Raw genomic sequence first — 20099 nt, forward strand, 5'->3', positions numbered from 1 at the left:
ATGCGGGGGCCTATCCATCAAGATCTCACGCAAGGGGAGATCCCGTGGCTGATGCCAACTCTAGTGCTGCCCCCGCCCCGACGCACGCAGCACCGCCCACCCCGCTCCACCCCGAGGCGAACCCGGGCTACGGCAAGCGCTCCGCGCCGGACCAACTACCCCGAACCAGCGCCGACTTCGCGGACCTCCCCGCCCGCGAGGCGTATATCGCCGGATACATCGACCGGCTGCCCGACGGCGCGGACATCTCGGTGAAGACGCTCGCCAACCACCTCCCGTACGGCCAGGCGGCGATGCGTACCGCCCTCAACAACCTGCACCGGGCCGGTCACTTGAGACGGGGCCGCGAACACGTGCAGGGCTCCGGGAGTGCACGCTGGGTGACCCGCACCTGGTTCTCCCGCACGGCACGGGGCGACGCGTGGTGGACGGCGTACGTGAGGGGCGACGTACCGGAGACGGGCCGGGACGCGCCGCCCGAAGAACCACCTCCACGCCCCACCCGCAGCCGCGCGCTGCTCCTCCTCACCGCCCTCGGCCGCACGGCTCCGTCGCTGGCCCTGTCCGCCGCCGAGTGCGACCGGCTCGCACCGGAGGTGGAGCGCTGGTTCGAGCGGGGCGCCACCGAGGACACCCTGCTGCACGCACTGACGGCCGGGCTCCCGACACCCGTACACAGCCCGGCCGCGCTGCTGCTCCGCCGCCTGACCGACAAACTTCCGCCGCCACCCCCACCAACTGCGAACCGCCCGGTCCTCCGCCTCATCGAATGCGCGAATTGCCGCGCTCCCGGCCGCCCCGAAGCCCTGCCGGGCGGCTTCTGCACCCCTTGCAGCGGCGAACGCCCCGCCTACCCGCCCGCGGGCCCACTCACCCCGGAAGCCGTCCGCGCCCGCGCCGCGGAGATCCGCAGAGCGGTGGCGTCGTACACGCGGGAAGGAACGCGCGTATGACCGCCCGGCACTGCCTTGCCGCCCCACCCCGCCAGACGTACAGTTTTCTGTACGTACGGGATCCCGTACAGGATGGAGGAGCTGCGATGCGCACCATGACCTACACCGAGTCCCGGGCGAAGTACGCGGAAACGCTCAACGCGGTCGTCGACGACCGCGAGGAAGTAATAGTGACTCGTGCGGGCCGGGACCCGGTCGTCATCGTGGCGCTCGACGAGTACGAGTCGCTGAAGGAGACGGCCTACCTCCTGCGCAGCCCGGAGAACGCACGCCGGATCCTCCAGTCCATCGAGGACCTGGAGAACGGACAGGGCGTGGCCCGGGAGCTACTCGATTGAAATTCGTCTGGCACGAGAACGCCTGGGCCGACTACGTCCGGTGGCAGGCCCAGGACCGTAAGGTCCTCAAGCGCATCAACACACTCCTCCAGGACATCGCCCGCAACGGCCCCGACGAGGGCATCGGCAAACCTGAGCCTCTGAAGCACGGCTTCCACGGCTACTGGTCCCGGCGCATCACTGACGAACACCGCCTCATCTACAAGGTCGTCGAGGACGAGGTGCGCATCGCGGCCTGCCGCTACCACTACGAGCGCTGAAACGCCCGAGGGCGGCACCACCTCGTGAAGAGATGGTGCCGCCCTCAGGGTTACGGACGGGCTGAACCGCGAGCGGCTCAGAAGTCCATGTCACCGCCCGGCATGCCGCCGCCGGCCGGGGCAGCGCCCGCCTTCTCCGGCTTGTCTGCGATGACGGCCTCGGTGGTGAGGAACAGCGCGGCGATGGACGCGGCGTTCTGCAGGGCAGAGCGCGTGACCTTCGCCGGGTCGATGATGCCCTCGGCGATCATGTCGACGTAGTCGCCCGTGGCGGCGTTCAGACCGTGACCGACGGTCAGGTTGCGCACCTTCTCCACGACGACGCCACCCTCGAGACCACCGTTGACGGCGATCTGCTTGAGCGGGGCCTCGAGCGCGAGCTTCACGGCGTTGGCGCCGGTCGCCTCGTCACCCTCGAGCTCCAGCTTCTCGAACACCGCGGAGGCCTGGAGGAGGGCCACGCCACCACCGGCGACGATGCCCTCTTCGACGGCCGCCTTCGCGTTGCGAACGGCGTCCTCGATGCGGTGCTTGCGCTCCTTGAGCTCGACCTCGGTGGCCGCGCCCGCCTTGATGACGGCCACGCCGCCGGCGAGCTTGGCGAGGCGCTCCTGGAGCTTCTCGCGGTCGTAGTCCGAGTCGCTGTTCTCGATCTCGGCACGGATCTGGTTGACGCGACCCTGGACCTGGTCGCTCTCACCGGAGCCGTCGACGATCGTCGTCTCGTCCTTGGTGATGACGACCTTGCGGGCGCGGCCGAGCAGGTCGAGACCGGCGTTCTCCAGCTTGAGGCCGACCTCCTCGGAGATGACGGTGCCGCCCGTGAGGATGGCGATGTCGCCGAGCATGGCCTTGCGGCGGTCACCGAAGCCCGGGGCCTTGACGGCGACGGACTTGAAGGTGCCACGGATCTTGTTGACGACCAGGGTCGACAGGGCCTCGCCCTCGACGTCCTCGGCGATGATCAGCAGCGGCTTGCCGGACTGCATGACCTTCTCGAGCAGCGGAAGGAGGTCCTTCACGTTGCCGATCTTCGAGTTGACGATCAGGATGTACGGGTCCTCGAGCGAGGCCTCCATACGCTCCATGTCGGTGGCGAAGTACGCCGAGATGTAGCCCTTGTCGAAGCGCATACCCTCGGTGAGCTCGAGCTCCAGACCGAAGGTCTGGGACTCCTCGACGGTGATGACGCCTTCCTTGCCGACCTTGTCCATGGCCTCGGCGATGAGCTCGCCGATCTGGGTGTCGGCGGCCGAGATGGAGGCGGTGGAGGCGATCTGCTCCTTGGTCTCCACCTCCTTGGCCTGCTCAAGAAGGGCGGCGGAGACGGCCTCGGTGGCCTTCTCGATGCCGCGCTTGAGGGCCATCGGGTTGGCGCCGGCGGCTACGTTGCGAAGGCCTTCGCGAACGAGCGCCTGGGCCAGGACGGTCGCGGTCGTCGTGCCGTCACCGGCGACGTCGTCCGTCTTCTTCGCGACCTCCTTGACCAGCTCGGCGCCGATCTTCTCGTACGGGTCCTCGAGCTCGATCTCCTTGGCGATGGACACACCATCGTTGGTGATCGTGGGGGCGCCCCACTTCTTCTCGAGGACGACGTTGCGACCCTTGGGGCCCAGGGTCACCTTGACGGCGTCGGCGAGCTGGTTCATGCCGCGCTCGAGGCCGCGCCGTGCCTCCTCGTCGAACGCGATGATCTTGGCCATGTGAAGTGGTCCTCCCGGACGGGGTGGCTAACGCAAAAGGACCGTGCTGGTGCCCGCGACGGACGGCCTGCGGGCCTTGTGGCTCCTTGCACCACCCGGCCCCCGGACCTCACCGACCCGATCCAAGTTTTGTCACTCTCACTCGGAGAGTGCTAAGCCCAATGATTAGCACTCGACCCATGTGAGTGCAAGGCCGTACCACGAAAGCGCAGGCTGGACCCGTTCAGCGCGAAGGGCCCGCCCCCGGTTACCCGGGAGACGGGCCCTCCACAACGTGCGACGTACAAGCTTGCAGTCTGACGCGCGCGTTCAGCCGGCGGCCACGCGGACCATGTCGGCCTGCGGCCCCTTCTGGCCCTGCGAGATCTCGAACTCGACCCGCTGACCCTCTTCGAGGGTGCGGTAGCCGTCCATCTGAATCGCGCTGTAGTGGACGAAAACATCCGCACCACCGTCGACCGCGATGAAGCCGTACCCCTTCTCCGCGTTGAACCACTTGACGGTGCCCTGAGCCATGCCTAACTCCCCTATTACTGGCCCTTGCGCAGGACCGCACTTCGCGGACCCGGGTCAGACCTCACGCCCCATGGGATATGGGGGTGTGCGCCGGAACGCGTCGACCGCGGCTGAATGTATCTGCCCAACTGCCGTCTGCAACAGGTCAGTCGGACGAGAATTCTGGGCACGCCAGATCGGGGAAAACGGGTCAACTCACCGGATCCGCGGGCAAGTCGGGCCGTGTAAATGCCGTAAAAGGCCCGAAAGGGCTGCACACTTTGGCTACTTCTTGTCGGGCTTCGGGCGAGAACTCATATGCGCCCGTCATGCACCGCGCGGGGAAAGGCAGCAGCTTCCCCAACTGTACCGCGCTCAACCATGCAGAATTGCCCCCTCCGCTTCTCTTGCGGAGGGGGCAATTCGGTTAACTCTGCGTAGAACTGAATGGATCAGCCGCCGGCGACGGCCGGAATGATCGAGACGCCGGCGCCGTCCGGCGTCGCCGTCTGGAGGCCCTGCTCGAAGCGGACGTCGTCGTCGTTCACGTACACGTTCACGAAGCGGCGCAGCTTGCCCTGGTCGTCGAGGACGCGGGCGGCGATGCCGGTGTGGTTCTTCTCCAGGTCGGCGATGACGTCGGCGAGGGTGGCGCCCTCGGCGGCGACCTCGGACTGCCCGCCGGTGTAGGTGCGCAGGATGGTGGGGATGCGAACGTTGACGCTCATGCTGGTGACTCCTGTTGCTACAAGTTCGGTCGGGCTCAGTGGTCGGTGGCGAGGCCGGCCTCGCGGAACGCGTCCAGGTTGGGCCGGATCGTGGCGGTGGCCTGCGAGGACTCGGCGACCGCGTCCAGCGTCTTGAGACCGTCACCCGTGTTCAGGACGACCGTCGTCAGCGACGGGTCGATGAGGCCCGCCTCGATGAGCTTCTTGGTGACACCCAGCGTGACGCCGCCCGCCGTCTCGGCGAAGATGCCCTCCGTCTGCGCGAGCAGCTTGATCGCGTCGACGACCTGCTCGTCGTTGACGTCCTCCACGGCGCCACCGGTGCGGCGCGCGATGTCGAGGACGTACGGGCCGTCGGCCGGGTTGCCGATCGCGAGGGACTTGGCGATGGTGGTCGGCTTCTGCGGGCGGACCACGTCGTGGCCGCCCTTGTAGGCGACGGAGACCGGGGAGCAGCCCTCGGCCTGGGCGCCGAAGAGCTTGTAGGGCTTGTCCTCGACGAGGCCGAGCTTGATCAGCTCCTTCAGGCCCTTGTCGATCTTCGTGAACTGCGAGCCGGACGCGATCGGGATGACCAACTGGTCCGGGAGCTGCCAGCCGAGCTGCTCGCAGATCTCGTACGCGAGCGTCTTGGAACCCTCGCCGTAGTACGGGCGGAGGTTCACGTTCACAAAGCCCCAGCCCTCGCCCAGCGGGTCGCCGATGAGCTCGGAGCAGAAGCGGTTCACGTCGTCGTAGTTGCCCTCGATGGCGACGAGGTCACCGCCGTAGACACCGGCCATGACGACCTTGCCCTGCTCCAGGTCGTGCGGGATGAACACGCAGGACCGGAAGCCCGCACGGGCGGCGGCGGCGCCGACGGCGCCGGCCAGGTTGCCGGTGGAGGAGCAGGAGAGCGTGGTGAAGCCGAAGGCGCGGGCGGCCTCGATGGCCTGCGCGACGACGCGGTCCTTGAAGGAGTGCGTGGGGTTGCCGGAGTCGTCCTTGACGAACAACTTGCCCTCGGCGACGCCCAGTTCACGACCGAGGTTGTCGGCCTTGACGAGCTTGGTCCAGCCGGGGTTCAGGTTCGGCTTCTCGGCGACGTCGGCCGGGACGGGCAGCAGCGGGGCGTAGCGCCAGATGTTGGCGGGGCCGGCCTCGATCTGCTTGCGGAGCGCCTCGGGGTCGCCGACGGGCAGGTCGTACGCGACTTCCAGAGGCCCGAAACACTCGGCGCAGGCGAAGACGGGGCCGAGCGGGACGATGTTGCCGCACTCACGGCAGGAAAGGCCGGAGGCCGGACCGAGATCAACGGTCTTGGCGGTCGTTTCGGTGGCGACAGTCTGTACAGCCATGAGAGGCGAGGCCCTTTCTCCTCATCTTCCTCGCGACGCATCTCGCCACGAGACGGATTTGGCACCTTCACTAGCCGGGAGCCTCGCGGGCGCACTGCGATGTGCGGAACGAGACCGGCTGGAGGGTTGCCGGGGCTTCAACGGGCCGTATCCCTCTGCCCCTCTGGATGAGCGGTATTCGATTGTGTGGATTCAGTTGTGTGTACGGCAGGCGACCCCCGACATGCGATGGTCACCGGCCTTGTTCAAGACTGTAACCGAAGGCCCGGACCCTTGAGATAGTCGTCCGATGCGCGAGATGGATCACATGTTGGTCCTGAGGGAAGGAACGCAGACCGTGCTGGAAGAGGTCGAGCGCTGGCTGAACAGGCGCTCCTGGTCCGTGGCCGATCACCCGCTGCACCGGGTGATCGCCGCCAAGCAGGCCTCGGGTCAGACGGTAAGTGTCGTACTGCCCGCGCTGAACGAGGAGGAGACGGTCGGCGAGATCGTCGCCGAGATCCGGCGCGCGCTGATGACGGACGCGGTGCCGCTCGTCGACGAGCTCGTCGTGATCGACTCCGGCTCCACGGACCGTACGTCCGAGGTCGCGGCGGCGGCCGGGGCGCGTGTCGAGCACCGGGACACGATCCTGCCGCGGATCCCGGTCAGGGCCGGCAAGGGCGAGGTGCTGTGGCGCTCCCTGTTCGTCACTTCCGGTGACATCGTGTGCTTCGTCGACGCCGATCTGAAGGAGTTCTCCGCGGACTTCGTCTCCGGGATCGTCGGCCCGCTGCTCACCGAGCCGGGCGTGGACTTCGTGAAGGCGATGTACGACCGCCCGCTGGCCGGGGCCGCCGGGCAGGGCGGCCGGGTGACCGAGCTGATGGCGCGCCCGATCCTCAACCTCCACTGGCCCCAACTGGCGGGATTCGTCCAGCCGTTGGGCGGCGAGTACGCGGCCCGGCGCTCGCTGCTCGAGCGGCTCCCGTTCCCCGTCGGATACGGCGTGGAGCTCGGCCTGCTCGTGGACGCGCTGCACACCGTGGGCCTCGACGCGCTCGCCCAGGTCGACGTCGGTGTGCGCAAGCACCGGCACCAGGACGGGCAGGCGCTCGGCCGGATGGCGGCGGCGATCTACCGCACCGCCCAGCTCCGGCTCGCGCGCGGGCACCTCGTCAGGCCGGTGCTCACGCAGTTCGAGCGCGGGGAGGGCGGCTTCGAGCCGCGTACCCACGAGGTCGACACGGAGGAGCGGCCGCCGATGATCGAAATCGGTGAGTACGCGGAGCGTCGCGTCGCATAAGCGCCGCATAATCATATGTTTTGTCTAACTTGCCCTTTATGTGGCTTAGACAATTCAAGGGCAGGTTCAAGGGCAGGGCGGCGTGCGCCGTCACCGCCACCCTCGCCGCCTGCCTGACGGGCATGGCGGGCCTGGCGCCGAGCCCCGCCTCCGCGGACGTGGTCTCCCCCTTCGCCAAGCGCTACGACGAATCGATCTACGGCGACTTCAAGACCATCGGCAACACGGTCATGGGCTGCCCGACGGACGACGCCACGATGGCCGGACGCTGCGCCGTCGCCGCGAACGGCGAGGGCAAGGACAACAACAACACGTTCGTCATGCAGCGGATCAACACCGCGGGGACGACCGACGGCTACGGCTCCAGCACCGGCCGGGTCACCATCCCGCCCGGCGCCCGGGTCGCCTACGCCCGCCTCTTCTACGGCGGCAACGACGGCACGTACAAGGGCCCGAGCGGCGCGCAGCTGAAGCGCTGCGACATCTCCGGCGCCGACGTGGCCCCCTCGCCCGGCGCCCCGCTCGACGCGGTCCCCTCGGTCGGCGTGAACGGCACGGCCCCGGCCAAGGTCTCCCCCGAGAACCTGGTCCAGGACCCCGCCTCCACCAGCGGCCCGCACTACTACACGGGCGAGGCCGACGTCACGGGCCTGTTCAGCGGCGTCACCGGCACGGGCACCCCGGTGCCGGTCTCGGTCGGCGACATCTGGGCGCCCACCGGCAAGGGCTGCGTGGCCGGCTGGTCGATGACCGTCGTCTACAAGTACGACGGACCGAACGACGCCTATGCTCCGGACCGCCGCAACGTCTACATCTACGGCGGCCACGTCCTGCAGCGCTCCACCTCCCCGGCCACCCGGGTCACCGTGGACGGCTTCTACCGGACCTCGGGCACCCCGCACGCGAGCGTCACCGCGTACGAGGGCGACTGGAACACGCCGGGCGACAAGTTCGCCGTCGGCGGCCAGAACATCCCCGAGGCGCACACCGGCAACACCAACAACTTCTTCATCTCCGAGGACGACGGCGCCCTCGACCCGAAGATGGTCAACAACCTGAGCATCGACGCGAAGGAATTTGACGTCTCGGGCAGCGGCTCCACGCGGGCCGTCGGGGACGAGCCGATCCCGGTCGGCTCGACCTCCACCACGCTCGACTTCTCCACCAAGGGCGACACCTACGTCCCCTCGGCGCTCGCCCTGTCCGTCCCGGTGCCCGACCTGGAGATCACCAAGACGGCGAGCCCCGCGAAGGTGGAGCCCGGCGACACGGTCACGTACACGGTGAAGGCGAAGAACGTCAGCCGGCTGCCGTACCCCAACGCCAAGTTCACCGACGACCTCACCGAGAACCTCGACGACGCGACGTACAACAACGACGCCGAGGCGAGCATCGGGAACGTCGACTACACCGAGCCGAAGATCAACTTCACCGGTGACATCCCGGCCGGCGAGACCGCGACCGTCACGTACTCCGTGCAGGTCAACGACCCGGTGAGCGGCGACGGGAAGCTCACGAACAGCGTCACCGCCGACTCCCCGCGCACCAACTGCGCGGAGGGCTCCACGGACGCGCTGTGCGGCATCGCGCCCGTCATCGAGCGGGAGGCGCCGTCGCCGACGCCGACCAGCCCCTCGCCGACGCCGACGCCAAGTCCGAGCCGGCAGCCGGGCGAGCAGACGCCCGAGCCCTCGCCGACCCCGTCGACGAGCAACCAGAGCCCGCAGGCGCGGCCCACACCGCCGAATCCGCCGAGCGGCGGCGAGATGGCCGAGACCGGGACCGACTCGATGCTGCCGCTGTACGGCGGGCTCGCCATCACGCTGTGCGGGCTCGGCGCGCTGGTCGTCGCCGCCGTCCGCGGCCGCAAGGACTGACCCGATCGCAGGTGTCGTATACGGCCGGGCCCCGATGGGGCCCGGCCTTACGTTTGAACGTTTCCGGGCCGGGCTAGCGTGCCCGTATGAGTTCCACGACGCATGGTGCTGCTGAGGTTCTCGTCGCGTCCAACCGCGGCCCGGTCTCGTACGTCCTCGACGACGCGGGAGGGATCGAGGCGAAGCGCGGCGGGGGCGGCCTGGTGTCGGCGCTGAGCGCCGTCGAGAACAAGCTGTGGGTGTGCTCGGCGCTGAGCGAGGGCGACCGGGAGGCGGTGCGGCGCGGGGTCGCCGAGCCGGGAGTGCGGATGCTCGACATCGACGCCGACGTGCACACGGACGCGTACAACGGGGTCGCGAACTCGGTGCTGTGGTTCGTGCACCACATGCTGTACCAGACGCCTCTGGAGCCCGCCTTCGGACCGGAGTTCCGCAGGCAGTGGGCGTCCTACGAGGCGTACAACCGGGCCTTCGCCGAGGCGCTCGCCGAGGAGGCGGCGCCGGGCGCGACGGTGGTCGTGCAGGACTACCACCTGACGCTGGTGCCGGGGATGCTCCGCGAGCTCCGCGGCGACCTGCGGATCGGGCACTTCTCGCACACGCCGTGGGCGCCCGTCGACTACTTCCGGATGCTGCCCGACGACATCGCCGAGCAGGTGCTGCGGGGCATGCTCGGGGCCGACCGCTGTGCGTTCCTGACCCGGCGCTGGGCGGACGCCTTCACCGACTGCTGTACGCATCTCGTCGGCGGCACGTCCGGGACCCGGATCGGGGTGCACGGGCTCGGCGCGGACGCGGACTTCCTGCGGGAGCGGGCGCACCGGGACGATGTGGAGGAGCGGCTCACGGCGCTGCGCGCGCAGGTGGGCGAGGGCCGCAAGGTGATCGTGCGGGTGGACCGCACGGAGCTGTCGAAGAACATCGTGCGGGGGCTTCAGGCGTACGAGCTGCTGCTCGAGGAACGGCCCGAGTGGCGGGAGCGGGTCGTTCACGTTGCGTTCGCCTACCCGTCGCGGCAGGACCTGGCCGTGTACCGGGACTACACGGCCGAGGTGGCGCGGGTCGCCGAGGCCATCAACTCCCGCTTCGGTACGGAGGGTTGGACGCCGGTCGTGCTCCACGTGAAGGACGACTTCGCGCGCTCGCTGGCCGCGTACCGGCTCGCCGACGTGGCCCTCGTGAACCCGATCAGGGACGGCATGAACCTGGTCGCCAAGGAGGTGCCGGTGGTCTCCGACGACGGGTGCGTGCTGGTGCTCTCGCGGGAGGCGGGGGCGTACGAGGAGCTGGCCGAGGACGCGCTGACCGTCAACCCCTATGACCTGACCGGAACTTCGCGCGCCCTCGCGGAGGCGCTCGCCATGCCGCGGGACGAGCGCGAGGAACGCACGAAGCGCCTCGCGGAGGCGGCGACGGCGCTGCCGCCGGAGGCGTGGTTCCTGGACCAGCTAGAGGCGCTGCGCGAGGCCTGAGAAGAAGGCGGCCAATTCCGCGGGGCCCTCCACCAACAGGTCGGCCCTGTCGGCGAGTTCGGGTACGACCGTGTCCGCCGCCACCAAGAGGCCCGGCACCCCGTCGGAGCGCAGTTTCTCCACTGCCGCGAAGGCCGGGAGGTCGCCGAGGTCGTCGCCCGCGTAGAGGACGGACTCGGCGCCCACCTCCCGTACGTACTCGGTGAGCGCCACGCCCTTGTCGACGCCCGGCGGGCGCAGCTCCAGGACCATGCGGCCCGGCTCCACGATCAGGCCGTGCCGCGCGGCGAGTTCCGCCAGGGGTTCGCGGAGGGTGTCGAAGGCGGCCTGCGGGTCCTTTGCGCGGCGCGTGTGGACCGCGACGGCGCGGCCCTTCTCCTCGATGTACGTGTCGTGCCAGAGGTTCGACTCGGCCAGTACGCCGGGGAGTTCGGCCCGGACGGTGGCCACGCCGGGGTGCGGGGCGGGGGCGCTGACCGTGCCGGTGACGGCGTCCCAGCGTTCGGCGCCGTAGTGCCCGAGGACGACGAGGTGTTCGAGGCCGGGGACGCCGGAGAAGCCGCCGTGGCGGACCGCGACGCTCGCCGGGCGGCCCGTGACGACCGCGATCGCGGCGACCTTCGGGGCGAGGGCGGCGAGGGCGGGGACCACGTCCGGGTGGGCGCGGGCCTGGTCGGGGTCGGGGACGATGGGGGCGAGGGTGCCGTCGAAGTCGATCGCGACGATGCCCTGCCGGGGGTGGGCCAGGAGGGCGTTCAGGCCGTCGCGTCCTGCGGTGGTCCGGGGGGCGTACTCGTGGCTTGCCATGCCGTTGACGATAGCCGCGCTGCACATGTCCGGCGGGGCTGGGCAAATTAAGCCCCTGCGGCGATTGAGCAGCGGGGTCCGGGGCGGAGCCCCGGGGCCTAGCGCTCGCGGCGCCGTGCCTCCCGGACCCGGCGCAAGCGGTTCACCGTCACCGGGGCGAACTCCAGCGCCCTGGGGTCGTCCAGGAGCGCGTTCAGGAGCTGGAAGTAGCGGACCGGCGCCAGGTCCAGTTCCTCGCGGATCGCCCGCTCCTTGGCGCCCGGCGAGGCCCAGCCCCGCCCCTCGAACGTGAGCACCGCGCGTTCGCGCTCGCCGAGAGGACCCATGCCCGTCACGCTACTCCGCGGATTCCGCGGCCGCCGCGTCGTTCTGGATCGCCCCGAGCGTGCCCGCCGCGCTGCCCTGCGGCGTGACCGTGGAGCCGATCTGCTTCTTGATCTCGGCGCTGACCTCGGGCCAGGACGTCTTGTTGGCCGGGTAGTACGTGGCGCCCGCCAGCTCGTCGATGAAGGGGCGCAGGGACTTGTCCTTGGCCGAGGACGTCATCGCGTTCGACGCGGAGACCGTGACCGGCGCGACGGTGTACTTGCGGGAGAAGTCGAGGACGTTCTTCTTGTTGTACGCGTAGTCAAGGAACGCCCCGGTCTCCTTGGGGTGGCCGCCCTGCTTGAACGCCATCATCCAGTCGGTGACGCCCATCGTGGACCTGGGCGTGCCGTCGGGCCCAGGGATCGCCACGTCGCCGTAGTCGACGCCCTTCGCCTTGGCCATGTTCATCAGCGTGGGGTGGCCGGACAACATGCCGACCTGGCCCTTGGCGAAGGCCTGGAAGGCGGGCGTGCGGTTGAGCTTCCCCGGCTCGGTCGGGCCGGTGAGGCCCTTGGTGACCAGGTTGTTCTTGAGCCAGGACAGGGCCTCGACGTTCTTCTTGTCGTCGAGGGCGTAGCTGCCGACGTTGTCGGTGTAGCCGCCGCCGTTGCTGAGCATCCAGATCAGCGTCTCGGCCTGCGCCTCTTCCGTGCCGAGCGGCAGCGCGAAGGGGTAGCGCACGCCCTGCGCCTTGAGCGCCTTGGCGTCGGAGACGAGGTCGGCCCAGGTCTTCGGCGGCGTGATGCCGGCCTTCTCGAAGAGGTCCTTGTTGTAGAAGAGGCGGCGCGTGGAGGCGGCGAACGGCATGCCGTACTGCGCGCCCTTGATCTCGCCCGCCTGGCTCATCTGGCCGACGAAATCGGCCTGGACCGGCACGGAGAGCAGCTTGTCGACGGGGTAGAGCTTGTCCGCCGCGGCGTAGTCGGCGTACGCGCCGATCTGCGCCATGTCGGGCGCGTCGCCCGCGGCGACCATGTCCTTGACCTTCTTGTCGACGACGTCCCAGGAGTAGACGTCGACGTCGACCTTGATGCCGGGGTGCTTCGCCTCGAAGCCGGCGGCGAGGTCGTCCCAGTACTTCTGGGAGCTGTTGGCCTCGGAGTCGCCGTAGTCGGCCGCGACCAGCTTCAGCGTGACGGCGTCGGAGTCGCCGCTCCCACAGGCGGTGAGCAGTGACGACGCGGCCACCACCCCGAGCGCGGCCGCCACGGTCAGAGTCGTCCTCCCCTTGCGCACTGCCGCACTCCACCCTTGTCCTTCACGCCACAGGCCTGTCCCATGGTCACCTGGAAGGTCTACACCACGTGGGTGCCGGAGCGGAAACGAGGGGCACTGGACTAGACCTCTCAAGGGTGGACGCGCGAGACTGTCCCTCGTGAAACATGTCATCGCCCTGGACGTGGGCGGCACCGGGATGAAGGCCGCCCTGGTCGGGGCCGACGGCAATCTGCTGCACCAGGCGCGCCGGGCGACCCAGCGCGAGCGCGGCGCCGACGCGGTCGTGGAGTCGATCCTCGGCTTCGCCGCCGAACTGCGCGCGTACGGCGAGCGGCACCTCGGCGAGCCCGCGAGCGCCGCCGGGGTCGCGGTGCCCGGCGTCGTGGACGAGAAGGACGGCATCGCCCTGTTCGCGGCCAACCTCGGCTGGCGCGACGTCCCCATGCGGGCCCTGCTCAGCGAGCGGCTCGGCGGCATCCCCGTGGCGCTCGGCCACGACGTGCGCACCGGCGGGCTCGGCGAGGGGCGGCTCGGGGCGGGCAAGGACGCCGACCGGTTCCTCTTCATGCCGCTGGGGACCGGCATAGCCGGCGCCATCGGTATCGACGGGCGCATCGAGCCCGGCGCGCACGGCTCCGCCGGCGAGATCGGCCATGTGGTCGTCCGCCCCGGCGGTGTGGCCTGCGGCTGCGGTCAGCGCGGCTGCCTGGAGCGGTACGCGTCCGCCTCCGCGGTCACCCTGGCCTGGCAGGAGGCGTGCGGCGACGAGAAGGCGACCGCTGCGGACTGCGCGAAGGCCGTCGACGCGGGCGACCCCCGGGCCATGAAGGTCTGGCAGGACGCGGTGGACGCGCTCGCCGACGGGCTCGTGCTCGCGCTCACTCTGCTGGACCCCCGCACGCTCATCATCGGTGGCGGGCTCGCCGAGGCCGGGGAAACCTTGTTCACACCCCTGCGTGCGGCCGTCGCGGAGCGCGTCACCTTCCAGGCGCTCCCCACGATCGTCCCGGCCGTCCTCGGGGACAGCGCCGGATGCCTGGGCGCGGGACTGCTCGCCTGGGACCTGCTCGACCGCCAAAAGCCCCACCACACCGCAGCCACTGGATCCTCGGAGGTAACCGCCTGATGGCCACAGCAAAGGTGCTCGCCGGCGCCAAGGTGGTACTTCCCACCGGGACCGTCACCGACGGACGCGTCATCGTCGACGGCAGGAAGATCGTCGGGTCCGCCCCGAACGACGCCGAGACCGTCGACCTCACCGGCCACTGGGTGGTGCCCGGCTTCGTCGACATCCACAACCACGGCGGCGGCGGCGCGTCCTTCACCTCCGGCGCGATCGACGAGATCCTCACGGGGGTGCGCACGCACCAGCAGCACGGCACGACCACGATCGTCGCGTCCTTCGTCACCGGCGACATGGACTTCCTCGTGCAGCGCGCGGGGCTGCTCTCCGAGCTGGCCGAGCACGGCGAGATCGCGGGCATCCACTTCGAGGGCCCGTTCATCTCCCCGTGCCGCAAGGGCGCCCACGACGAGACGCTGCTGCGCGACCCCGACCCGGCCGAGGTCCGCAAGCTGATCGACGCCGCCCGCGGCCAGGCGAAGATGGTCACTCTCGCCACCGAACTGCCCGGCGGCATCGACTCCGTGCGCCTGCTCGCCGAGCACGGCGTGGTCGCCGCGATCGGGCACACCGACGCGACGTACGAGCAGACGGTGCAGGCCATCGACGCGGGCGCCACGGTCGCCACGCACCTGTTCAACGCGATGCCGCCGCTCGGCCACCGTGACCCGGGGCCGATCGCGGCGCTCCTGGAGGACGACCGGATCACCGTCGAGCTGATCAACGACGGCACGCATCTGCACCCGGCCGCCCTGGAGCTGGCGTTCCATCACAAGGGCGCGGAGAGGGTCGCGTTCATCACCGACGCGATGGACGCCGCCGGGTTCGGCGACGGGCGCTACATGCTCGGCCCGCTGGAGGTCGAGGTGAAGGACAGCGTGGCGCGGCTCGTGGAGGGCGGCTCCATCGCCGGTTCGACGCTGACGCTCGACCGGGCGTTCAAGCGGGCCGTGACGGTCGACAAGCTGCCCGTCGAGGACGTCGTCCGGGCCATCTCCGCCAACCCGGCCCAACTCCTGGGCATGTACGACAAGGTGGGATCGCTGGAGCCCGGCAAGGACGCCGATCTCGTGGTCCTGGACGCGGAGTTCGAGGTCAAGGGCGTGCTGCGCAAGGGCGAGTGGCTGATTCGTCCGTAACTCCCGGCTTGTACAAGGCGGTTGACCCGAGGTCTGGGCCAACCGCCTTGACTTTGGCATGATCAGGCCCCGTTACTGAAAGTACGTAAGGGGGGTGGGGTCCTGTGATCCTCACGGTCACGCTGAACACCGCACTCGACATCACGTACCGGGTGCGGTCCCTGCGCCCGCACGCGACGCACCGCGTCACCGAGGTCACCGAGCGGCCCGGCGGCAAGGGTCTGAACGTGGCGCGGGTGCTCGCCGCGCTCGGTCACGAGGTGGCCGTGACGGGATTCGTGGGCGGTGCGACGGGCCGCACGCTCCAGGACCAGCTGCTCGGCACGCCGGGCGTCGCGGACGCGCTGGTGCCCGTCTCCGGCGCGACCCGCCGCACGATCGCCGTCGCCGACGCGTCGACCGGCGACACGACGCAGCTCAACGAGCCGGGCCCGACCATCACGCCCGCCGAGTGGACGGCCTTCCAGGAGGCGTACGCGGATCTGCTGCGCTCCGCCTCCGCGGTGGCCCTGTGCGGCAGCCTGCCGCCGGGCGTCCCGGTCGGCGCCTACGCGACGCTCGTACGGGCCGCGCGGGCCGCCTCGGTGCCCGTCCTCCTCGACACCAGCGGCGAACCGCTGCGCCGCGGCGTCGCGGCCCGCCCCGACCTGGTGAAGCCGAACGCGGACGAGCTGGCCGAACTCACCGGCTCCCACGAGCCGTTGCAGGCCATGAAGGACGCGCGGCGGCGCGGGGCGCACGCGGTGGTCGCCTCGCTCGGGGCGGACGGCCTGTGCGCCCTCACGGCCGACGGCGAGTGGCGCGCCCCGGCCCCGGGCCGCCTCCGCGGCAACCCCACGGGCGCCGGCGACTCCGCGGTCGCGGGCCTGCTCTCCGGCCACGTCGACCACCTGCCGTGGCCCCAGCGCCTGGCCCGCGCGGTGGCGCTGTCCGCGGCGACGGTGGTGTCACCAGTGGCGGGCGAGTTCGACGCGGCGACGTACGAGGACCTGGTGGGCCGCGTCACAGTCGCCGAACACGTCGGCGCGGCCTGACTCCGTCAAGCCCGGGCGGGGCTGGACTGACTCAGCTCTGGGTGAGCCACATGCGGTCGAAGTTGGCGTCGCACTTGTTGCCCTGCTCACAGGAGACCGTGATCGCGTTGGTCCCCTTGGTGAGCTGGACGATGGCCCAGGTGTTCGTCCAGCCCTTCTCCCAGTCGCCTTCCTTGGCGCCGGCGAAGTTCTTCATGTTCAGCGGGCGGGACTGCTTCGTACCGTTCACATCGATCGTGGCGTCGGAGTCCTTGCCGGGCACCCCGTAGTCGACGTACAGCTTGTACGCGCCATCCTTCGGGATGTCGTTGACGGTCCAGGTCAGGCTCGCGCCGACCTTGTTGAACCCGGCGACGTACACCCCGCCGTCGGCCTTCGCGCCCTGCACGTCCGACGCGGTGGACGTGCCGCCCGCCAGCTTCAGGGTCTTCGCGTCGGTCTTGGGCAGGTCGACCTTGGCCGGGGACGCCGACTTCGACGGCTTCTCGCTCGGCTGCACGGACTGCGAGCCTCCGGACGGCTTGTTGCCCGCCTCGCTGCCCTCGTCACCCGAGTCGTTGCTCACCATGGCCACGCCGATGCCGATGACGACGGCCGCGACCACGGCGACCGCACCGATCAGCAGCGCCTTCGTGTTGGGGCCACGGCCCCGGCCGCCGCCCCCGCGCATCGGCGCCGTCGGCGGACCCGGCTGGCTGGAAACGCCGCCGGGCATCGTCTCGGGAGCCTGGTAGTGCGCGTTCGGCTGCTGGTACGACTGGGCCGGCTGGGTCTGCCCGTACTGGCGCTCACCGACCGTACGGATCTGATTGGCCCGGTAGGAGGACCGCGGGTTCGGGTAGCCGTAGCCACCGCCCGCGCCCTCGGGCGGGGTCGCCCCGGCCGCCTGCCCGTCGGCGTACAGATAGCCGAACGGATCGTCGTCCTCGGGCGTGGTGCTCCCGCTGTTGTTGCCGGGCGCCATCCCAGATCACTCCCTACACGTTGCTTACCTCGGCGAGGGTACCCGCTGCGAGCGACCCCAAGGCGTGGCCCAGGCCTCACCGGGATTGCGGAACCGCGCCCAATCTAGGGGCTATCCGGCCCGCCTGTGCTGCTTACTACGTGATCTTTTCTCTACGTACATGCGCTGGTCAGCGGATTGCAGCACTTCCTCCGCCGTCATACCGCAGTGGGCCCAGCCGATACCGAAACTGGCCCCTACCCGCACCGCCCGGCCGTCTACCCGAATCGGCGGAATGATGGCGTTCCGCAACCTGACGGCGAGGTCCTGGGCGTCCTCGCGGCCGAGCCCGTCGGCCAGCACGACGAACTCGTCACCGCCGAGCCGGGCGACCGTGTCCCCGTCCCGTACGACGGAGGTCAGGCGGCGGGCGACCTCGATGAGGACGGCGTCGCCCGCGTTGTGCCCGAACCTGTCGTTGATCGACTTGAAGCCGTCGAGGTCGCAGAAGAGGACGGCGAGGCCCTTCGTACCGTTGTCCGCGCCGGAGACCGCGTCGGGCTCGGGCGCGGCGACGTGCACATGGTGGTCGAAGCCGTCGAACCCCTCGTACAGATTCGACTGGTGCGGGACGGGGGCGCCGAAGTCGAAGCCGATCCCGCTCGCGTCCGCGCCGCGGTGGTCGCCGTAGGCCGCGTCGAGGGAGTCGATGGCGCTGGGCCCGGGCTCGTACGGGCGGCGGCACAGGCGGGCGGAGAGGCGGGCGCGCAGCTCCGCCGAGTTCGGCAGGCCGGTCAGGGAGTCGTGCGAGGCGCGGTGGGCGAGGTGCAGCTCGCGGCGCTTGCGCTCCTCGATGTCCTCGACGTGGGTGAGCAGGAAGCGCGGCCCGTCGGCGGCGTCGGCGACCACCGAGTTGCGCAGGGACACCCAGACGTACGTGCCGTCGCGGCGGGCGAGGCGCAGCTCGGCGCGGCCGCCCTCGGCGGAGGTGCGCAGCAGGGTGCCGATGTCCTCGGGGTGTACGAGGTCGGAGAACGAGTAGCGGCGCATGGCCGACGCCGGGCGGCCGAGGAGGCGGCACAGCGCGTCGTTGGTCCGCAGGATCCGGCCGTGCTGGTCGCCGCCCATCTCGGCGATCGCCATCCCGGAGGGTGCGTACTCGAAGGCCTGGCGGAAGCTTTCCTCACTGGCCCGCAGCGCCTGCTGCTCGCGCTCCAGGCGGACCAGGGCGCGCTGCATGTTGGACCGGAGCCGTGCGTTGCTGATCGCGATGGCGGCCTGGAAGGCGTACATCTGAAGGGCCTCGCGGCCCCAGGCGCCGGGGATGCGGCCGCCGCGCGGGCGGTCGACGGAGATCACGCCGATGAGCTCGCCGCCGGAGGAGCCCGTCGCGTACATCGGGGCGAAGAGACGGTCGGCGGGGTGCCACTCGTCCTCGAAGCGGGGCGGCGGTCCTGCGGTGAACCACTGCGGCACGTCGTCCTCGTCGAGGACCCAGCCCTCGGTGTGCGGTATGAAGCGCAGCTCGCCCCACTGCTCGCCCATGGAGAGGCGGCGGTCCCAGCCGGCGCGGGAACCCACGCGTCCGGTGATCAGGGCCTCGGCCGCGGAGTTCCCCGCGAAGGCGGCGACGACCAGATCACCGTCGGGACGTACGAGGTTCACGCACGCCAGCTCGTAGCCGAGCCCGTTCACGACCCCGTCCGCGACGGTCTGCAGGGTGTCGGCGAGACTGCGGGCGGTGTTCATGTCCGCCATCACCTGGTGCAGCTGACGCAGGGTCGCAAGACGGACGTACGGCTCCGACTCGGTCTCCATGCTCAGTTCTCCCCGAGACCTCGACAGCACTCCAGAATTCGGATCGGTTCGCTTCGCACGTGCAGCAGCACGTTCATCAGCAGTGTCGACGCCACTGAATCACAGCGAGCTGTGCACCCGGTACACAGGGTCAACAAATTATGGCTCCTGTGACTCAAGTCACAGCAGGAGATGAAGGATTGGGGCAGCTCAGCGGGTGGGTTCTGTGTGTTTCCTGAACGCGAACCGAGCCCATGGTCCTAGGACCGGCCTCGGTCATCGGCCCGATGCGGGGCGCGTGACGCCGGAGCTAGCGTTGAAGGCGTGTTGAAGACGTCCCCTGCCACTTCGGTCCCCTCCCCCACGGCCCCCACGACCCCCTCCGGGCATGCTGAGGGGGTGAGCAACGACGAATTCCGCGCCGCCCTGTCCCGCCTGGCCGCAGGCGTCGTCCTCCTGACCGCCTACGAGCCGCCGCTCACACCCGACGGGCCGCCCGGCGAGGACTCGGGCATGACGGCGACGGCCTTCATGTCCGTCTCCCTCGACCCGCCGCTGGTGATGGTGTCGCTGCGCAACAGCTCCCGCATGGACGACCTCCTGGACGACCAGCCCCTGTGGGCGGTCTCGGTCCTGTCCGAGTCCCAGAGCCACATCGCTGGGCGCTTCGCCATGAAGGGGCGGCTCAGCGACCGCCTCCTCTTCCAGGACATCCCGTACGTCCGCGGCGAGCACACGGGCGCTCCGCTGGTTGGCGGGGCGTTGGCGACGCTGGAGTGCCGCACGGAGAACACGGTGGTGGCGGGCGACCACACGTTGGTCATCGGCCGGGTGCTCGGTGCGGCCCTGCCGAGCGCGGAGGGCGGACCGCTGATGTACTTCCGGGGCCGCTACCGGAGCCTGGGCCAGTAAAGCCCCTGCGGCGATTGAGCAGCGGGGTATGGGGCAGAGCCCCAAGCCCAGCCCCGGCTACCCGGCGAGCGCCGGGGGGGGGGGGGGCCCCCCCCCCCCGCGCGCCCCCCCCCGCGCCCCCCCCGGGGGGGGGGCACCCCCCCCCCCCCCCCCCCGGCGGCGGGGGGGGGGGGGGGGGGGGGGGGGGGGGGGGGGGGGCGCCCGGGGGGGGGGGGGGCCCGGGGGGGGGGGGGGCGGGGGGGGGGGCGGGGGGGGGGGGGGGGGGGGGGGGGGGGGGGGGGGGGGTGGGGGGGGTTGTGGCGGGGGGGG

At 70.5% G+C, this 20099-nt stretch carries 19 protein-coding genes and 1 riboswitch; of the genes, 10 read left to right on the top strand and 9 right to left on the bottom strand.

All coding sequences use genetic code 11. The annotated features are described in order from the left end of the window. Window positions 1-44 precede the first annotated feature (44 nt). From ACYSUO_RS34325 to ACYSUO_RS34335, 3 genes are all read left to right on the top strand, one after another. Window positions 45-953 (top strand): hypothetical protein, encoded by a 909-nt coding sequence (locus ACYSUO_RS34325; RefSeq protein WP_461780126.1) that lies wholly within the window; start codon window positions 45-47, stop codon window positions 951-953. An 86-nt stretch (window positions 954-1039) separates the two neighbouring features. Continuing rightward, window positions 1040-1291 carry a type II toxin-antitoxin system Phd/YefM family antitoxin gene (locus tag ACYSUO_RS34330; protein WP_461780127.1) on the top strand — a complete coding sequence of 84 codons (252 nt, stop codon included), beginning with the start codon at window positions 1040-1042 and terminating at the stop codon, window positions 1289-1291. After that, the gene (locus ACYSUO_RS34335; protein WP_461780128.1) at window positions 1288-1551 is read left to right on the top strand and encodes a Txe/YoeB family addiction module toxin; all 264 of its coding nucleotides are present in this window, start codon (window positions 1288-1290) and stop codon (window positions 1549-1551) included. Before ACYSUO_RS34330 ends, ACYSUO_RS34335 begins: the two co-directional genes overlap by 4 nt. Before the next feature lie 77 nt (window positions 1552-1628). Here ACYSUO_RS34335 and groL read toward each other — a convergent pair whose 3' ends face one another. The 4 genes from groL to thrC all read right to left on the bottom strand — a co-directional run bounded on the left by groL (window position 1629) and on the right by thrC (window position 5814). Next, on the bottom strand, window positions 1629-3254 hold the full coding sequence (groL, locus tag ACYSUO_RS34340; RefSeq protein WP_326018281.1) for a chaperonin GroEL: 1626 nt from the start codon (window positions 3252-3254) through the stop codon (window positions 1629-1631). A gap of 309 nt (window positions 3255-3563) precedes the next feature. Next, on the bottom strand, window positions 3564-3770 hold the full coding sequence (locus tag ACYSUO_RS34345) for a cold-shock protein (protein WP_030576453.1): 207 nt from the start codon (window positions 3768-3770) through the stop codon (window positions 3564-3566). A 431-nt stretch (window positions 3771-4201) separates the two neighbouring features. Further along, window positions 4202-4477, bottom strand: coding sequence for a MoaD/ThiS family protein (locus ACYSUO_RS34350; RefSeq protein ID WP_385770164.1), 276 nt, complete (start codon window positions 4475-4477; stop codon window positions 4202-4204). 35 nt (window positions 4478-4512) lie between these two features. Continuing rightward, window positions 4513-5814 (bottom strand): threonine synthase, encoded by a 1302-nt coding sequence (gene thrC, locus ACYSUO_RS34355; protein WP_461780129.1) that lies wholly within the window; start codon window positions 5812-5814, stop codon window positions 4513-4515. Between the two features lie 18 nt (window positions 5815-5832). Next, window positions 5833-5988, bottom strand: a riboswitch (SAM riboswitch). A 163-nt stretch (window positions 5989-6151) separates the two neighbouring features. Here thrC and ACYSUO_RS34360 point away from each other — a divergent pair. From ACYSUO_RS34360 to ACYSUO_RS34370, 3 genes are all read left to right on the top strand, one after another. After that, on the top strand, window positions 6152-7099 hold the full coding sequence (locus tag ACYSUO_RS34360; protein ID WP_461780144.1) for a glucosyl-3-phosphoglycerate synthase: 948 nt from the start codon (window positions 6152-6154) through the stop codon (window positions 7097-7099). 38 nt (window positions 7100-7137) lie between these two features. Beyond that, the gene (locus ACYSUO_RS34365; RefSeq protein ID WP_461780130.1) at window positions 7138-8976 is read left to right on the top strand and encodes a DUF7927 domain-containing protein; all 1839 of its coding nucleotides are present in this window, start codon (window positions 7138-7140) and stop codon (window positions 8974-8976) included. An 86-nt stretch (window positions 8977-9062) separates the two neighbouring features. Next, window positions 9063-10448: an alpha,alpha-trehalose-phosphate synthase (UDP-forming) gene (locus ACYSUO_RS34370; RefSeq protein WP_461780131.1), complete on the top strand. Its 1386-nt coding sequence runs from the start codon at window positions 9063-9065 to the stop codon at window positions 10446-10448. On the opposite strand, the gene otsB is transcribed toward ACYSUO_RS34370, so the two are convergent. The 3 genes from otsB to ACYSUO_RS34385 form a co-directional block, all read right to left on the bottom strand. Beyond that, on the bottom strand, window positions 10425-11255 hold the full coding sequence (gene otsB, locus ACYSUO_RS34375) for a trehalose-phosphatase (RefSeq protein ID WP_461780132.1): 831 nt from the start codon (window positions 11253-11255) through the stop codon (window positions 10425-10427). The two genes, ACYSUO_RS34370 and otsB, sit on opposite strands and share 24 nt — an antisense overlap. A 98-nt stretch (window positions 11256-11353) precedes the next feature. Beyond that, entirely contained in the window at window positions 11354-11581 is a 228-nt protein-coding gene (locus ACYSUO_RS34380) for a DUF3263 domain-containing protein (protein ID WP_404267708.1), read from the bottom strand. Window positions 11582-11591: 10 nt separating this feature from the next. Beyond that, complete coding sequence (locus ACYSUO_RS34385; RefSeq protein WP_461780133.1) at window positions 11592-12860, bottom strand: ABC transporter substrate-binding protein; 1269 nt, start codon at window positions 12858-12860, stop codon at window positions 11592-11594. Between the two features lie 139 nt (window positions 12861-12999). Here ACYSUO_RS34385 and ACYSUO_RS34390 point away from each other — a divergent pair, with 139 nt between their 5' ends. The 3 genes from ACYSUO_RS34390 (at window position 13000) to ACYSUO_RS34400 (ending at window position 16138) form a co-directional block, all read left to right on the top strand. Beyond that, window positions 13000-13968, top strand: a complete 969-nt coding sequence (locus tag ACYSUO_RS34390) for an ROK family protein (protein ID WP_461780134.1) — start codon at window positions 13000-13002, stop codon at window positions 13966-13968. Beyond that, on the top strand, window positions 13968-15104 hold the full coding sequence (gene nagA / locus ACYSUO_RS34395) for an N-acetylglucosamine-6-phosphate deacetylase (RefSeq protein ID WP_461780135.1): 1137 nt from the start codon (window positions 13968-13970) through the stop codon (window positions 15102-15104). Before ACYSUO_RS34390 ends, nagA begins: the two co-directional genes overlap by 1 nt. 104 nt (window positions 15105-15208) lie before the next feature. Then, window positions 15209-16138, top strand: a complete 930-nt coding sequence (locus ACYSUO_RS34400) for a 1-phosphofructokinase family hexose kinase (protein WP_461780136.1) — start codon at window positions 15209-15211, stop codon at window positions 16136-16138. A 31-nt stretch (window positions 16139-16169) separates the two neighbouring features. Here ACYSUO_RS34400 and ACYSUO_RS34405 read toward each other — a convergent pair whose 3' ends face one another. Together ACYSUO_RS34405 and cdgB are read right to left on the bottom strand one after the other, a co-directional pair. Then, window positions 16170-17102: a carbohydrate-binding protein gene (locus tag ACYSUO_RS34405; protein WP_461780137.1), complete on the bottom strand. Its 933-nt coding sequence runs from the start codon at window positions 17100-17102 to the stop codon at window positions 16170-16172. Between the two features lie 111 nt (window positions 17103-17213). After that, a complete protein-coding gene (cdgB, locus tag ACYSUO_RS34410) occupies window positions 17214-18899 on the bottom strand; it encodes a diguanylate cyclase CdgB (protein ID WP_461780138.1) in 1686 nt (561 codons plus the stop codon). A gap of 303 nt (window positions 18900-19202) precedes the next feature. On the opposite strand from cdgB, the gene ACYSUO_RS34415 reads away from it, so the two are divergent. Continuing rightward, window positions 19203-19790, top strand: a complete 588-nt coding sequence (locus ACYSUO_RS34415) for a flavin reductase family protein (protein ID WP_461780139.1) — start codon at window positions 19203-19205, stop codon at window positions 19788-19790. Window positions 19791-20099: the final 309 nt, after the last annotated feature.

It is taken from the genome of Streptomyces sp. UC4497, assembly GCF_054871485.1.